Origin of the sequence: Chromohalobacter israelensis DSM 3043 (assembly GCF_000055785.1) — a bacterium.
Lineage (GTDB): Bacteria > Pseudomonadota > Gammaproteobacteria > Pseudomonadales > Halomonadaceae > Chromohalobacter > Chromohalobacter israelensis.
The window spans coordinates 3549594-3564456 of the sequence record NC_007963.1 but is presented as its reverse complement, the minus strand read 5'-3'; the positions used below and the strand labels follow the sequence as shown (position 1 = coordinate 3564456).

Below are 14863 nucleotides of genomic sequence, written 5' to 3'. Positions count from 1 at the left end.
ACCTCTCAGTCCGTTTCAGTCAGGAGCGGGGCAATAGTGTTATGTTGTTTTTCGAGGAAAGCGGCGAATTCTTCACCGGTGCGGACCTTGGGGGTTAGGTAATTGTTTTCGATGTAAGTCTTGTAGCCCTCGGTTTCAGACCACGACTTGACGGCGTTTTCCCAATAGGTTTTTTGTGCCTCGCTGAGACCGGGAGAAGCGAGTATTCCACGGAATTGCAGGGTGGGTGTGACATCGACATCGATTCCCGCTTCGGCGATTGTCGGCACTTCGGCCAAGGGGCCTTGGTCGAAACGTTCCTCCTTGAAGATAGTCAGGGCGCGGACTTTATCGGCCTTGATGAGTTCGATAGCCTCACCGGGGTTGGCGCCGGCGGCGGCGACATCACCGCCGAGTAGAGCTGCGTTGTTGGCCGATCCTGATTCGAAGACGACGCGGTTGAACGTTACGTCCTGGTTCTGTTCAATCAGTTGGAAGGCTAGTGATGCTGGGCTCCCCTTGCCTGAGATAGCGATGTTCACTTGGCCTTGCTTTGCCGCATCTACCAGGTCGCTAATGGATTCATGCGGAGAATCATTGGCGACGATGATCATTGTGTGATCTTCGGCAGCTTCAGCAATTGGCGTTAGCTTGTCCCAGCTGTACGGGACGTCGTTCATGAGGGGCAGGATGATGGCTGCCCCTGTCTCCGAGGCGAGCAGGTAGTGGGGGTTGCCATCTCGTTGCAAGAGTGTTGAGTAACCGATGGCTCCTGAACCACCTACAATATTATTGACGGAGATCTCGACATCTTCCCTGACCTCCTTGATTCCTGATGTAGCTGCGCGGCCGAACGTGTCGCTACCACCGCCTGGTTTAAAAGGCACCACCATCGATACGTTCTGCGAAGGAGACCAAGAGGACTCTTCGGCCTGGGCAGAGCTTGCGAATGTTGCGGAACCCAATGCAAAGGCTACTGCCATGGTACCGCCGATCTGTAGAAAACTGTTGCGTTTTGTTGTGATAGTCATGGTAGTTCTCCCGATATGTCTGTGAGCTGAGCGATTGTTCTTGTGAGCGTAAAGCGTTGACTGCCTCCTCTACTGATCAAAGAATGAATATTGCCGTCGAGAATTGCCTACTCGACGATGTGGAACTGGTCAAAATTGGTTTCACTGAGTGTGAGCCCAAGTCCTGGAAGGTCGTCGTTTAGGTCGAGATATCCGTCGATGGGCTCTGGATCGCCCTCGAACAGGTAGTAGAAAAGCTCATTGCCGATCTCGACGTCATGCACCGGGAAGAATTCGGACATCGGCGAGGCCAGCGAGGCCATCGTCAGATGGTAGTTGTGCATCTGCCCCGCATGCGGGATCACCGGTACCTCGAAAGCCTCGGCCATGGCGTTGATCTTGCGCGCCACGCTGATGCCGCCGACGCGGTTGGTATCGTACTGAATCACCGAGACGGCTTTCTTCTCCAGGAGTTGTCGGAAACCGTGCACGGTGAATTCGTGCTCGCCGCCGGAAATCGGCATGGGGGCGATGCGGTTGAGTTCGGCGTAGCCGTCGATGTCATCGGCGATCACCGGCTCCTCCAGCCAACGCAGCTCGAAGGGTTCGAGGCGGGGCAGCATGCGCCGGGCATAGTCGAGATTCCATCCCATGTAGCAATCGGCCATCAGGTCGATGTCCTCGCCGATCACCTCGCGTACCGCGGCCACGCTCTTGAGGTTCTCGCGCATGCCGCGGGGCCCATCCTTGGGCCCATAGCCGAAACGCATCTTCATCGCCGTGAAGCCCTGGTCGAGATAGGCTTGCGCCTCGTGCTGCATCGTCTCGCGATCGGTGTTGTAGAGTTTGGAGGCGTAGCACGGGATCTTCTCCTTGGTCCGCCCGCCCAGCAGCTTGAATACCGGCTTGCCAAGCGCCTTGCCCATGATGTCCCAGATGGCGATGTCGACGCCCGAGATCGCCGCCATGCCGATACCGCGCCGTCCCCACGCCAGCGTTGCGCGATACATGCGCTGCCACAGGTACTCGTAGTCGAACGGGTCCTGGCCGATGACCAGAGGAGCAAGATGCTGATCGATGATCGTCTTGGCGACACGTGGCGCCAGGGCCACGTTGCCGAGCCCGACGATCCCTTCGTCCGTTTCGACCTCGACCACCGTCCAGCCATGAAACCGGAAACTGCCCATGGCATCGCCCCGATCCCACAGGGCATCCATGGCATTGGTGCAGAAATGCGGCTGCGGTGGCACTGTGTCGCCTTTCCATTCGAAGACGCGGGCTCTTACGCGCGTGATTTTCATAATCTTGTCCGTCTAGCGTCGTGATGAGGAGTTAGCTGGAAAGCCGGTTGCTGGCCGCCATTTGGCAAGCCAATTTGAAAGCATTGTGAGTGGGGCGCAGGTTGGCTTTCCCAGAGCTGGCGATGTCATAGGCCGTACCGTGTGCTGGTGTGGTAATGGGCACCGGCAGGCCGCCATGAACCGTGACCCCTTCATGAAAACCGAGAAGCTTTATGGCGATCTGCCCTTGGTCGTGAAACATGGTGACCACGGCGTCATATTCCCCGTCGCGCACTTTGAGAAATAATGTGTCAGCAGGGTGAGGGCCGGACACTGTGAGCCCCTCGTCTTGCGCTTCTTCCACTGCCGGGGCAATAGTGTCAACTTCCTCGCGACCGCAGGTTCCACTCTCGCCACCATGTGGATTGAATGCCGCGACGGCGATGCGTGGTTCAGCAAATCCGGCCAAACGTAGTGACTTATCGGTGAGGCGTGCCGCTTTCAGGATACGTTCACGCGTGACGTAGGAAGGCGCATCCTTCAATGGAATATGTGATGAGATACGCGAGGTCCAGATACTTCCGAATGTATTGAACTCGCAGGTGTAATCATTGACACCCAAATAATCGGCGAAGAATCCCAGTTCGTCCTCGAAGTTCATGCCTCCGAGCTTCATGGCATACTTGTTCAGCGGGCCGAAGCAAATCCCGTCGATATCACCCCGTACGGCGGCATCTAGACATTGCGTCAGGGCATGGCGCGCAGAACGTCCGCCCGCCGCGTTCGCTTCGCCGTAGCGAGTCTCGTCGCGAGAAATACTATCGATGGGCATCAGTACGGGGGTCGTGTATTCGCGTGCCTCGGCGAAGCGTTCGATCACAGGTAAATCGAGCCGAGTGCCGGCGATGCGCTGGCCTTCTTCCCAGAGCCAAGTGTCGGCAACCAGCACCGCATGGCCGCTTTCCTGAGAGGCAGGGTCCGCCAGAAGCTTGGCGATCAACTCCGGTCCAATGCCAGCTGGGTCGCCCAGGACGATGCCGATGAGGGGGCGGACACGAGTATCTTGGTTGTCGTTATGCGGTGTCATGGGGGCTGGGTCCTTTAATGCTGCATCGTGCAATTGGTGATGCTTTTGCCGTTATCTGGTCTTCTGGTTGTATTACCAGTCCAGTTAACGTCAAGCCTAGTTGCCAGCACGGGAGCGTCAAGGCCAAAAGTGCGTCGTTGTCTTATACTTAGGTAGCAATAACGTTGTGGTATTTTGATTCATGGACTAAAAGTTAGACCAGTTGGTGGGAGGTGATCTGAGATGGATAACCCGGCTTTTGCGTTCGAGCAGGCGCTGAGAAACAAGACCAAGAAAGAGTTGCTGGCCGACAAGTTGGTGGACATGGTGCGCAATCGGCTGCTCCAGGATGGTGATGAACTACCCAGCGAGCGTGAGATGGCGCAGCTTTTCAGCGTAAGTCGAGAGACGATTCGTGGTGCCGTGTCTCACTTGGCAGCCCTGGGGATGGTCAGCGTATCGCATGGTAGTAAGACTCGGGTGTGCGTCGATGAATCGGCACTCCAACATTACCGGCTTATGCAGGGCGAGGAAGCAACTGGCCCTGTCGGTGAGTCTCGCTATGACATTGATAGCGTTTACGAGAGCCGCCTGGTGATAGAGTCGGCGATCGCACGGCGTGCAGCCTTGAAGATCGACGATCATGGCGTCGCCCAGTTGGAAAAGATGCTCAAGACTCAGTCCGAGTGTAATGGCGAGTACCCAATACCCTTCCAGATGTCGGACAAGGCGTTCCACCGATTGATTTCGGAATATGCCGATAACGATATCTTGGTCAAATATGCCGATGAACTCTACAGCTTTGACCTGTACGTGAGGCGACGCGTATTGCTCGAGCCTGGCGCGGTCGAACGCAGCTACCGTGAGCATATATACATTGTCGAGGCCTTGAAGAGAGGCGATCCGGATGCTGCTGAAAGAGCCATGCTCGCCCATCTCGATAGTGTTTACCGGACGACCAAAGAAAAAATGGCGGGTGGGTCTGGCTAAACGCGTTCATGCGTCGCTGGGATCGGAAAGTCACCGGACAAGGTTATTGGTGCGTGGCTTCGACAGGGGGAGCGGCATTATGAGGCCGCCTGTAAAGCCGCACCCACTGGTCAATCTGAAAGCGTGACGAACAATGAAAGGAATGAATTATGCACGTACTGATAACCGGCGCTGCTGGCTTTCTCGGGCAGCGCCTGATTGCGGCACTACTCGACCGCGGACGCCTCGATGGGCAAGCGTTGACGCGATTGACATTGATCGACCCAGCTGCCCCCGCCCTGGAGTCACTTTCTAATGATGCCATCGATGTCGAGTGTCGCGACCTGGATATTGCCGAGCCTGGTGCCCTGAATGCATCTCTCGGTGAACGGCCCGATGTGATCTTTCATTTGGCCGCTGTGGTCAGTGCGGAAGCGGAGGCCGATCTTGACCTGGGTATGACGGTTAACTTCGATGCCACGCGTGCCTTGCTGGAAGGTTGTCGTCGTTATGCTCTTTCCGCAACGCGCCTCGTCATGACGAGTTCGGTCGCGGTTTACGGAGGTGAGTTACCTGAAGTGCTCGATGACATGACGGCGCTGACACCGCAGAGCTCGTATGGCACCCAAAAAGCGATGTGTGAACTGCTGATCAGCGATTACAGCCGGCGGGGTTTGATTGATGGCCGTGTACTGCGCTTGCCAACCATCATGATTCGCCCGGGGCGGCCCAATGCTGCTGCCTCTAGCTTCGCCTCGAGTATCCTGCGCGAGCCGCTCGGTGGTGAGACTGCCATCTGTCCGGTTTCCACCGAACTGGAAATGTTTGTGATGTCGCCGGGCAAGGTGGTCGCCGCGCTAATCCACGGTGCGGAAGTGTCCGGAGATGATTTTGGCGCCTCACGCAGTGTCATGCTGCCGGGCCTTACAGTGAGCGTTGCCGAGATGCTGGAGGCGTTGCGCCGTCATGGTGGCGAGCAGGCCTTGGCACGAGTGGAGCACCACCACAACAAGGATATCGAAACCATCGTTGCCAGCTGGCCAGCTCGTTTTCGCACCGACAAGGCAAAACGGCTGGGCTTCGCCGGGGACGACGACTTCCGGGAAATCGTAGAGAGCCACCTGCGCGAACGAGCCGCCTCAATGTAAGTACGCCATCGGCCCGGGCGGTACCCACAAGACCAACAAATAAGGAGTGGTAGTCCCATGAACTTGCAAGACGATGGCCTTTTCAAACAACGATGTTACATCGGTGGACGCTGGATCGAGGCTGATGATGGGGCGGCCATTGATGTCGCCAATCCTGCCACTCAGGAGCGTCTGGGCCGCGTGCCTAGCCTGTCCCGAGAAGAGGTGCGTGCGGCCGTCGATGCTGCCGACGCCAGCCAGCCAGCCTGGCGAGCCAAAACAGCGAAAGAGCGTGCCGTCATCCTGCGTCGCTGGTACGACCTATGCATGGAGCATCAAGATGATCTGGCGACCATTCTCACCCTTGAACAGGGCAAGCCCCTGCAAGAGGCAAGGGGTGAGATCGCCTATGGTGCTTCCTTCATCGAGTGGTTCGGTGAGGAGGCCAAGCGCATCTACGGCGATGTGATCCCTGCACACGCCGGCGATCGCCGTATTGTCGTCACCAAGGAGCCGATCGGCGTGGTTGCGGCGATCACGCCCTGGAATTTCCCCAACGCCATGATCACCCGTAAAGCCGGTGCTGCCATGGCGGCGGGTTGCACTGTGGTGGTCAAACCCGCATCGAGTACGCCTTATTCAGCGCTGGCGCTGGCCGAACTGGCCGAGCGTGCCGGCGTGCCCGAAGGAGTGCTCAACGTGGTGACTGGCTCGGCACGCACGGTGGGGGGCGAGCTAACCGACAACCCCATTGTCCGTAAACTCTCTTTTACCGGCTCCACCGAGGTGGGCAAGGTACTGCTCAGCCAATGCGCCAACACCGTCAAGAAGGTTTCGATGGAACTGGGTGGCAACGCACCGTTCATCATTTTCGACGATGCCGACCTGGACCAAGCCGTGGCTGGGGTGATGGCCTCTAAATTCCGCAATGCCGGCCAGACGTGCGTGTGTGCCAATCGTATCTTCGTTCATGACAACGTTTACGACGACTTCGCGGCCAAGTTGTCCCATGCCGTCAATGCGCTACGTGTCGGTGATGGCATGGAGCCGGATGTCACCATTGGCCCGCTGATCGATCAGGCAGCCGTCGAAAAGGTCGAGCAGCACATCGAGGACGCGCAGGCGCGGGGTGCCACGGTCTACCTGGGTGGTAGTCGTCACGACAAGGGCGGGGGCTTCTTTACGCCTACCATTCTCACCGAAGTCCCCGCTGAAGCTCGTCTTATGAACGAAGAAACCTTCGGTCCGGTGGCACCGCTGTTGCGCTTCAGTGACGAGGCCGAGGTGATCCGTCAGGCTAATGCTACTGAATTTGGTCTCGCCTGCTACTTCTATAGTCGTGATATTGGCCGTGTATGGCGTGTCGCCGAGGCTCTGGAGTACGGCATCGTCGGCATCAATGAAGGGTTGATTTCCACGGAACTGGCGCCGTTTGGCGGTATCAAGGAGTCCGGCATAGGGCGTGAGGGCTCCAAGTACGGAATCGAGGACTATATCGAAATCAAGTACATGTGCATGGGCGGTCTGTGAGTCTGCAGGAAGCTTAGCTGAGGATGATAACGACATGAATGACAATCGAGCGGATATACGGGTCGGCGTGGTCGGCATCGGCCTGATGGGGCACGGTATCGCCAGCAACATTCAGAAGCATGGCTGGCCGCTGGGGTTCCTCGATCACCCGGGTAACCAGCCAGTAGACACGCTCGTGGGCAACGGTGCCCAGCGCTTTGCCACTGGCCGGGAGCTGGCGGCTCATTGCGATGTGGTCATTGTCTGCGTCACTGGCTCGCCGCAAGTCGAAGATGTCTTGTTTCGCGATGATGGTGTGCTCAAGGGCTTGAAGCCGGGGGGAGTGGTGATCGACTGCTCTACGGCGATTCCCAGTTCGACGGAGCAGATAGCTGACGCCGTTGCGACAGCCGGTGGGCGCTTTCTGGACGCGCCGATGACGCGCACGCCGAAAGAAGCTGCAGAAGGTCGGCTCAACCTTATCGTCGGTGGCGATCGCGAGTTGTTCGAGAAGCATAAACCTCTACTGGAGAGTTTTGCCGAAAACATTACCTATGCGGGGCCGGTGGGAGCAGGCCACAAGCTTAAATTGCTGCACAACTTCGTGTCGGTGGGATTTTCTACTGTCCTGGCCGAGGCCGCGGCTTGTGCACAATTGGGTGGTATCGAGCCAGAGACACTGGTGGAGGTGCTCGCCAAAGGTGGCGGTGCTGGCGCTATCCTGCAGCGCCTGCAGCCGTACATTCTCGAACGAGACAGTTCCGGCTTTCGCTTCAGCATTGCCAATGCACACAAGGACCTGGGCTATTACGTGGCCATGGCGGGCGACCTGCAGGCCAACAAGAACGCAGCCAACGGCATCCTTGCAGTGCTCGAGGACGCGAGAAACGCGGGGCATGCCGAGGCTGCGATTCCTGAATTGATCGGCCTTCTCGCGGAAGGCGAGAGAGACGGTTAAGCGGCGCGCGCCAAAACGGAAAGGGCTTCGTCATGTCGAGCGCGAATGGCTCATGGCTGCGGGCCGCTTGATTAGTGTTCCGCTTAGGTATCGATTCGTTGGAGTTCGTGCCGGTAACGCTCCTTGCGCTCGACATAATTCTGGCTGCTTTCTTGCAGGCCTGCGATTTCTTCATCGCTGAGTGTGCGAACCACCCTGGCCGGCGAGCCTAAAATAAGCGAGCAGGGCGGGAACTGTTTATTTGAGGTGATCATGGCACCGGCGCCGACCAGGCTGTTCTCGCCAATGACGGCACCGTTTAGCACGGTAGCGTGCATACCGACCAGACTGCCGTTGCCGATCGTGCAGCCGTGCAGCATGACGAGGTGACCCACGGTGACGTTGTCGCCGATGGTCAGGGGAAAACCGGGATCGACATGCAGTACGCAGTTCTCTTGTATATTGCTGCCTCTGCCGATAGTGATTGCTGCGTTGTCTCCTCGAAGTACGGCTCCAGGCCAGACACTGACGTCCTCGCCCAGCGTCACCTCACCGATGATCACCGCCTCGGGAGCGGCGTATGCGCTCGGTTCTAATGTGGGAGATGCGTCTCTCAGCGAATAGCGAGTCATCTATGTTCTCCTGATCGTTGTTGATATGGCACAGCCTAGTGCAAGCGAGTAAATCATTGTACTTTGGAATTATGAATTCAAATTTGCTTTCACGCCACTTTCTGTTCCATACAGTAAGTCATTGTTTATAAAGCATTTGTAACTCTTTTTGGCCGGTAGACTAAAGTCTATTTTGTAAAAATGAATTATGAGTTCATTCTTTGAAGGCGAGTGTCGACCCAGGCCAAGGCCTTGCAGCGTGCAGCCGAGAACCGAGGAGAAGAGCATGGAACAGCAAGCGGAAATCGAGTGTGTTCGGGAAGGGCGACTGGCATGGGTGACATTCAATCGTCCCGAAGTCCGCAACGCCATGACATGGGGCATGTACGACGGTCTTGAGCGGCTATGTGACGAGCTGGAGAAAGACGACAGCGTCGATGTCGTGGTGTTGCGTGGCGAAGGAGGAGAGGCCTTCGTCGCTGGCACCGATATCAAGCAGTTCACGCAATTCGATGATGCGGCTGATGCAATCGGCTACGAGCGACGTATCGATCGCGTCATTGAACGTCTGGAAACCCTCCAGAAGCCGACCATTGCGCTGATTGAAGGCTTTTGTATCGGAGGAGGGGCGGCGATCGCCATGGCCTGCGACTTCCGCTATGCGACGCCAGAGCTCAAGTTTGGTATCCCCATCGCGCGCACCTTGGGTAACTGCGTGTCGATGAACAACATTGCGCGCCTCGTCGGTCTGGTAGGGGCGGCACGCGCCAAGGAAGTATTGATGCTGGCCCGGCTGCTCAAGGCGGAGGAGAGCTATAACGCTGGTCTGGTCACGCAAATCTGTGCGGCGGACATCATCGAAGAGGAGGTGCGTGCCGTTGCTGACAAGTTAAGCAGCTTCGCACCGTTGACGCTCAAGGCATGCAAGGAAGGTATCCGACGAGTCCAAGCTCATCAGCGGCCCGCGCCGGGAATGGACGAGGATCTTATTGCGCTCTGCTACACCAGCCAAGATTTCCATAACGCCGTGGATGCCTTTATCCACAAGCAGGCGCATACCTGGCTAGGAAAATAAAGACAAACGATAGACAGGAGGTTAGGAAATGCTCGCACTGCCAAATATGAAGGTGCTGGATATCTCGCAGATCATGGCCGGGCCTTACTGCACTATGGTGCTTGCCGATCTTGGCGCGGAGGTGACCAAGGTCGAGAAGATCAATGGTGGCGACGATAGCCGCCAGATGGGCCCTTACGTCAATGAGGAGTCGACGTGCTTTGCTCAGATCAATCGTAACAAGAAGAGTATCTCCATAAATCTCAAGGAAGAACAGGGCAAGGAGCTTTTCTACCAGTTGGCAAGAGATGCTGACGTCATCGTCGAGAATTACCGCCCGGGTGTCACCAAGTCGCTGAAGATTGACTACGAAACTCTCAAAGACATCAATCCGGGCATCATCTACTGCTCCATCTCGGGATACGGACAGACAGGACCTTATAGTCACAAGGGGGGCTTCGACTTGGTGGCCCAGGGCATGACCGGGCTGATGTCGATGACCGGTGAGCCAGGGCGTCGGCCGTTGAAGACCGGGATCGCCGTGTACGATATTGGCGCCGGTATCACGGCCGTCTATTCCATTCTCGCGGCCTACATCCACAAGATGAATACTGGCGAGGGACAGTTGGTCGATGTTGCCATTGCCGAATGCGGCCTCCCCTGGTTTTCTTGGGAGGCGGCTGCATACTTCTCGGAAGGTACTGTTCCGCAGCCCACTGGCTGGCGGCATCGCGTGTCGGCTCCTTATCAGGCGCTTCAAGCGCGCGACGGTTACTTCATGCTTGGTTGCGCCAATCAACGCACGTGGGAGCGACTGTGCCAAGAGGTCATCATGCGCCCCGACCTGCTGGAAGACCCACGCTTCACGACCAACTACCACCGTGGGCAGAATGTCGAGGCCCTCGAGGCGGTTCTGGAAGAGATTTTCACCAACGATGACATGCATGTCTGGTTGGCAAGATGTGATCAGGCGGGAGTCCCGGCCGGTCCCATCAATAACTTCGCCCAGGCAGTGCAAGATCCTCATTACCAAGAGCGCGGCATGGTGCAGGAGGTCGAACATCCGGTGATCGGCAAGATGAAGATGGTGGGCTTTCCCAGCAAGTTGTCACTGACGCCACCTTCCATACGCCAACCAGCGCCAGTATATGCTCAGCATACCGACGAAGTGCTGCAGGGCTTGGGATTGTCCGCCGAACGCTTGGCGGTGCTGCGTGAGCAGGGCGTGATCAAGTAGAGTTGTTGCCTCCGAAGGCAAAGGTCGAAGGTACGAATTCTTCAGGGGGCCAGAATATCGAGAGCCGTCTCACACCCGCTAGTGCCCAAGGCCAGTCCGTCCCAGCGCTGGAGCAGTCTGCCAGCCGCTGTGGCTGCAAATCGAAACCGCGCCAGGGCTGCCGGCATTGCCCGACCTGGTGGGCCAGGGGGAGACGCGCCGGTCGTCAGCCGCGCCCGGGGCACTCTCGCCAAGCACGAGGCGAGCCACCATGGTGGACAACCCCTATCCTGACGCAGTAGGATATGCCGCGTTCCGCCCTTAGCTCAGCTGGATAGAGCGTTGCCCTCCGGAGGCAAAGGTCGAAGGTTCGAATCCTTCAGGGCGGGCCACGAATCGATGTCAAGCCCGCGACTCCTCTCGCGGGCTTTTTCGTTTGCGAGCCCCTCCCGCATAGCGCTGATACGTTCTGCCCCTCGGTATGATAGAGCACTTCGATGGCTGTATTAGCAATGGGTAGTGAATCACGCGGGGCTGATAATCAAACCGATTGTCGGGACGGGAGTCGTGAGCCGGTTTTATGTTTCCAGGTTTTTAATCCCCATCAATCAATGCGTTTGTCAGAGTCCATCTCCCTGCTACGTTGAAATAGCCATTTAAGTTCGCGGAAAAAATGGAATTTCTCGTCAAGGAAATGGAGCACACCATGGTTATCAAGACCCCGAATGACCTTTTCGTTCGCCTGCTTTATGAAATTAACAGCGCAGAAAAGCAGATTACGCGCGCATTGCCGAAACTGGCCCGTGCAGCGGACGACTCCAATCTGGCCGATGCCTTCAAGGAGCACTTGGAAGAAACGCGTGGCCAGGTGGAGCGGATCGAGCAAGCGGCGGATACGATTCCCGACATTCGCGTCAAGCGTGTCAAGAGCTATGCGATGGAGAGCCTGATCGAGGAAGGCCAGGAACTGATCGAAGCCGTTGAGAAGGGGCCATTGCTGGATGCCGCGCTGATCGGTGCTGCCCAGAAGGTCGAACACTTCGAAATCGCCGCGTATGGCACGCTGTGCTCGCTGGCCGAGCAACTTGGCTACACCGAGGCGAGGGATATCCTTGCTGAAACGCTCAAGGAAGAAAAGTCCGCGGACGATAAGCTGACCAAGCTGGCCAAGAAAGACGTGAATAAAAAGGCGGGCTAAACCACTTCGATTGACTGAAATTTTTAATCTTTATCAATCCGTAAGAAAGTTTCGGCTCGCTTCATGCGAGCCGAGACCTTTCCTGTACTCATTTAGCACCATATGACAACGCAACGGTGCCACTTTTCCCTGGCTGCCGTACCGCCGACATGTGGCCCCTGAGCCGTTCCAGAACGTGTGTGGACCGGGCGCTCGGCGATCGTGGCGACCTGCGTGTCCGATTACTCGAGACGCTGGCGCTACTTGAACCGGCAGCCCGTGAAACTGCCGAGTTCGACGTCAGGCCCGAGAGCATCGCCGGGGAGGGCTCGGGTGGCGCACGATGGCTTGCTGGCCTGTCTCTTGCTCTTCGATTCTTGATTGCCGTATTGGCTTGCGCGCACGCGCCGAGCACGATTCTGTTATCCTGCTGCCATTCCATCCCGACCACCGTTGCTCATCATCGCGCACTGATTTTGCGTGACACATGACGTGGTCGACACCCTTTACAGGATCGCCCAGTGTCCGACTTATCCCCTCGCCCCGACTTCGCCACCCTGCCGCTGGCGCCTGCGTTGCTCGCCAACCTGGCGTCGCTGGGCTACCACGCGATGACGCCGATCCAGGCCGAGAGCCTGCCGGCGATACTCGCCGGGCGCGACGTGATCGGCCAGGGCCAGACCGGCTCGGGCAAGACGGCGGCGTTCGGTCTGGGCGTGCTTGCGAAGCTCGAAGTGAAGGCATTTCGTGTGCAGGCGCTGGTGTTGTGTCCGACCCGCGAGCTGGCCGATCAGGTCGCCGGTGAGGTGCGTCGGCTGGCGCGTGGGCTGGGCAACGTCAAGGTGCTGACGCTGTGTGGCGGGGCGCCGCTCAAGCCGCAGCGCGATTCGCTGGAACATGGCGCGCATGTGGTGGTGGGGACCCCGGGGCGGATCGAGGAGCACCTGCGCAAGGGCTCGCTGACACTCGGCGCGCTGACCACGCTGGTGCTGGACGAAGCCGATCGCATGCTCGACATGGGCTTCCAGGCGGCGATCGAGACGATCGTCGGCCAGACGCCGACCTCGCGTCAGACGCTGTTGTTCAGTGCCACCTACGGCGAGGGCATCCGGCCGGTCGCCGAGCGTCTGATGCGTGAACCGCTCGCCGTGGAGGTCGCCTCGACGCATGACGACACCAGCATTCGTCAGCATTTCTTCCGGGTCGCCGACGAGGAGGCTCGCCTGCCGGCGCTGGAGCGGCTGTTGCTCAGCCATCGCCCGGAGTCCAGCGTGGTGTTCTGCAACACCAAGCGCGAGACGCAACAGGTCGCCGAGGCCCTGAACGCGGCGGGCTTTTCCGCGCTGGCGCTCAATGGCGATCTTGAGCAGCCCGACCGCGACCGCATCTTGGCGATGTTTGCCAACAAGAGCGTGTCGGTTCTGGTCGCCACCGACGTGGCGGCGCGCGGGCTGGACATCGATGCGCTGGATGCGGTGTTCAATTACCAGATCGCCCGCGAACTCGAGGTTCACGTGCATCGCATCGGGCGTACCGGCCGGGCCGGTGGGCGCGGGGTGGCCTGTACACTGGTCGCCGAGGGTGAGCGCTATCGACTCGAAAAGCTCGGCGACTTCCTCGGCGAGCCGCTGGCCTGCGAACCGTTGCCGACGCTGCGCGGCAATCCGCAGCCCTTCACGCCGCGGATGACGACGTTGCAGCTCGGCGCCGGCAAGAAGCAGAAGGTACGTCCGGGAGACATTCTCGGCGCCTTGACCGGCGAGGGCGGTATCGCCGGCGACCAGGTCGGCAAGATCCAGATCACCGAGCGCAGTGCCTTCGTCGCCGTCGAGCGCGAGGTGGCCCGTGCTGCGCTCGATCAACTCGCCAATGGACGGATCAAGGGGCGGTCGTTCCGGGCGCGCCGCGTCACTCGCTGATTTCCCGATGGTGCTTCTGATGCTTGCCCCGATTACCGGCGCCTACTATGAAAAGGTGATATGAAAGTCCCCAAACGACTCCAACCGCTGCTCGAAGATGGACTGATCGATGAGGTCGTCAGCCAGTTGATGAGCGGCAAGGAAGCCCAGGTCTACGTGGTGCGCTGTGGCGCAGAGCAGCGTTGCGCCAAGGTGTTCAAGGAAGCCAGTCAACGCAGCTTCAAGCAGGCCGTTCAGTATCAGGAGGGCCGCAAGGAGCGTAACAGCCGGCGTGCCCGGGCGATGGCCAAGAAGACCCGCTACGGTCAGAAGGAGCAGGAAGCGGCCTGGCTCAGCGCCGAGGTGGATGCCCTGTACCGGCTGGACGCGGCGGGGGTGCGCGTGCCTCGGCCGCATGGCTTCGTCGACGGCGTGCTGCTGATGGACCTGATCGGCGACGGCGAGGGCGGTGTCGCCCCGCGCCTGAGCGAGGTGACGCTGAGCCCGCAACAGGCGCGCGATTATCACGACCGTGTCATCGCCGACGTGGTGCGCATGCTGTGCGCCGGGCTGGTGCATGGCGATCTTTCCGAATTCAACGTGCTGGTCGACCGCGAGGGCCCGGTGATCATCGACTTGCCCCAGGCAGTCGATGCGGCGGGCAACAACAGCGCGCCGATGCTGCTGGTGCGTGACGTCGACAAGATGCGCGACTGGTTCGGGCGCTTCGAGCCGGCGCTGCTCGACACCGACTACGGCAAGGAGATCTGGGCGCTTTTCGAGACCGGGGAACTGCATCCGGATAGCCGGCTCACCGGGCATTTCGAACCCGACACGTACAGCGTCGATGTCGTGGAGCTGATGGCGGTGATCGACGATGCGCGCGAGGAAGCCGAGGAGCGCCGCGAGCGCGCGCGCGACGACATCGAAGACGACGACTGAGGTCTCGACTGTCGCAAGCACCCTTGTCGGCATCGTTGGCGTCAATGATGCCAATGCGAATATTTATCATAATCATTGACTCTTGAGT

General features: G+C 58.6%; 13 protein-coding genes and 1 tRNA gene. 10 read left to right on the top strand and 4 right to left on the bottom strand.

Annotated features, from left to right (window positions below; genetic code table 11):
- Window positions 1–5 precede the first annotated feature (5 nt).
- The 3 genes from CSAL_RS16195 to CSAL_RS16185 form a co-directional block, all read right to left on the bottom strand.
- Window positions 6–1010, bottom strand: a complete 1005-nt coding sequence (locus tag CSAL_RS16195) for a tripartite tricarboxylate transporter substrate binding protein (protein ID WP_011508486.1) — start codon at window positions 1008–1010, stop codon at window positions 6–8.
- Window positions 1011–1117: 107 nt separating this feature from the next.
- Window positions 1118–2290, bottom strand: a complete 1173-nt coding sequence (locus tag CSAL_RS16190; RefSeq protein ID WP_011508485.1) for an L-rhamnonate dehydratase — start codon at window positions 2288–2290, stop codon at window positions 1118–1120.
- A gap of 31 nt (window positions 2291–2321) precedes the next feature.
- The gene (locus CSAL_RS16185) at window positions 2322–3356 is read right to left on the bottom strand and encodes a 4-hydroxythreonine-4-phosphate dehydrogenase PdxA (protein WP_011508484.1); all 1035 of its coding nucleotides are present in this window, start codon (window positions 3354–3356) and stop codon (window positions 2322–2324) included.
- Between the two features lie 222 nt (window positions 3357–3578).
- Between CSAL_RS16185 and CSAL_RS16180 the strand changes: the two genes are divergently transcribed.
- From CSAL_RS16180 to CSAL_RS16165, 4 genes are all read left to right on the top strand, one after another.
- Window positions 3579–4325, top strand: a complete 747-nt coding sequence (locus CSAL_RS16180) for a FadR/GntR family transcriptional regulator (RefSeq protein WP_011508483.1) — start codon at window positions 3579–3581, stop codon at window positions 4323–4325.
- Between the two features lie 149 nt (window positions 4326–4474).
- Window positions 4475–5452: a D-erythronate dehydrogenase gene (denD, locus tag CSAL_RS16175; RefSeq protein WP_011508482.1), complete on the top strand. Its 978-nt coding sequence runs from the start codon at window positions 4475–4477 to the stop codon at window positions 5450–5452.
- Window positions 5453–5509: 57 nt separating this feature from the next.
- A complete protein-coding gene (gabD, locus tag CSAL_RS16170) occupies window positions 5510–6961 on the top strand; it encodes an NADP-dependent succinate-semialdehyde dehydrogenase (protein WP_011508481.1) in 1452 nt (483 codons plus the stop codon).
- A gap of 34 nt (window positions 6962–6995) precedes the next feature.
- Entirely contained in the window at window positions 6996–7898 is a 903-nt protein-coding gene (locus CSAL_RS16165; RefSeq protein WP_011508480.1) for an NAD(P)-dependent oxidoreductase, read from the top strand.
- 83 nt (window positions 7899–7981) lie between these two features.
- On the opposite strand, the gene CSAL_RS16160 is transcribed toward CSAL_RS16165, so the two are convergent.
- A complete protein-coding gene (locus tag CSAL_RS16160; RefSeq protein WP_011508479.1) occupies window positions 7982–8509 on the bottom strand; it encodes a gamma carbonic anhydrase family protein in 528 nt (175 codons plus the stop codon).
- Window positions 8510–8774: 265 nt separating this feature from the next.
- Between CSAL_RS16160 and CSAL_RS16155 the strand changes: the two genes are divergently transcribed.
- The 6 genes from CSAL_RS16155 (at window position 8775) to CSAL_RS16130 (ending at window position 14775) form a co-directional block, all read left to right on the top strand.
- On the top strand, window positions 8775–9563 hold the full coding sequence (locus tag CSAL_RS16155; protein ID WP_011508478.1) for an enoyl-CoA hydratase/isomerase family protein: 789 nt from the start codon (window positions 8775–8777) through the stop codon (window positions 9561–9563).
- A gap of 28 nt (window positions 9564–9591) precedes the next feature.
- Window positions 9592–10779 (top strand): CaiB/BaiF CoA transferase family protein, encoded by a 1188-nt coding sequence (locus tag CSAL_RS16150; protein WP_011508477.1) that lies wholly within the window; start codon window positions 9592–9594, stop codon window positions 10777–10779.
- Window positions 10780–11073: 294 nt separating this feature from the next.
- A tRNA-Arg gene (locus tag CSAL_RS16145) sits at window positions 11074–11150 on the top strand.
- 314 nt (window positions 11151–11464) lie between these two features.
- Window positions 11465–11956: a YciE/YciF ferroxidase family protein gene (locus CSAL_RS16140; RefSeq protein ID WP_043559778.1), complete on the top strand. Its 492-nt coding sequence runs from the start codon at window positions 11465–11467 to the stop codon at window positions 11954–11956.
- 500 nt (window positions 11957–12456) lie between these two features.
- Window positions 12457–13854 carry an ATP-dependent RNA helicase DbpA gene (gene dbpA, locus CSAL_RS16135; RefSeq protein ID WP_011508474.1) on the top strand — a complete coding sequence of 466 codons (1398 nt, stop codon included), beginning with the start codon at window positions 12457–12459 and terminating at the stop codon, window positions 13852–13854.
- Window positions 13855–13914: 60 nt separating this feature from the next.
- Complete coding sequence (locus CSAL_RS16130) at window positions 13915–14775, top strand: PA4780 family RIO1-like protein kinase (RefSeq protein WP_011508473.1); 861 nt, start codon at window positions 13915–13917, stop codon at window positions 14773–14775.
- The last annotated feature ends 88 nt before the right edge of the window (window positions 14776–14863 follow it).

What these genes read in the sequence shown, in the direction of transcription:
- CSAL_RS16150 (WP_011508477.1), top strand. Translation starts at nt 9,592, where the DNA reads ATGCTCGCACTGCCAAATATGAAGGTGCTGGATATCTCGCAGATCATG.
- CSAL_RS16165 (WP_011508480.1), top strand. Translation starts at nt 6,996, where the DNA reads ATGAATGACAATCGAGCGGATATACGGGTCGGCGTGGTCGGCATCGGC.
- denD (WP_011508482.1), top strand. Translation starts at nt 4,475, where the DNA reads ATGCACGTACTGATAACCGGCGCTGCTGGCTTTCTCGGGCAGCGCCTG.
- CSAL_RS16195 (WP_011508486.1), bottom strand. Translation starts at nt 1,010, where the DNA reads ATGACTATCACAACAAAACGCAACAGTTTTCTACAGATCGGCGGTACC.
- gabD (WP_011508481.1), top strand. Translation starts at nt 5,510, where the DNA reads ATGAACTTGCAAGACGATGGCCTTTTCAAACAACGATGTTACATCGGT.
- CSAL_RS16130 (WP_011508473.1), top strand. Translation starts at nt 13,915, where the DNA reads ATGAAAGTCCCCAAACGACTCCAACCGCTGCTCGAAGATGGACTGATC.
- CSAL_RS16155 (WP_011508478.1), top strand. Translation starts at nt 8,775, where the DNA reads ATGGAACAGCAAGCGGAAATCGAGTGTGTTCGGGAAGGGCGACTGGCA.
- CSAL_RS16185 (WP_011508484.1), bottom strand. Translation starts at nt 3,356, where the DNA reads ATGACACCGCATAACGACAACCAAGATACTCGTGTCCGCCCCCTCATC.
- CSAL_RS16180 (WP_011508483.1), top strand. Translation starts at nt 3,579, where the DNA reads ATGGATAACCCGGCTTTTGCGTTCGAGCAGGCGCTGAGAAACAAGACC.
- CSAL_RS16190 (WP_011508485.1), bottom strand. Translation starts at nt 2,290, where the DNA reads ATGAAAATCACGCGCGTAAGAGCCCGCGTCTTCGAATGGAAAGGCGAC.
- CSAL_RS16160 (WP_011508479.1), bottom strand. Translation starts at nt 8,509, where the DNA reads ATGACTCGCTATTCGCTGAGAGACGCATCTCCCACATTAGAACCGAGC.
- CSAL_RS16140 (WP_043559778.1), top strand. Translation starts at nt 11,465, where the DNA reads ATGGTTATCAAGACCCCGAATGACCTTTTCGTTCGCCTGCTTTATGAA.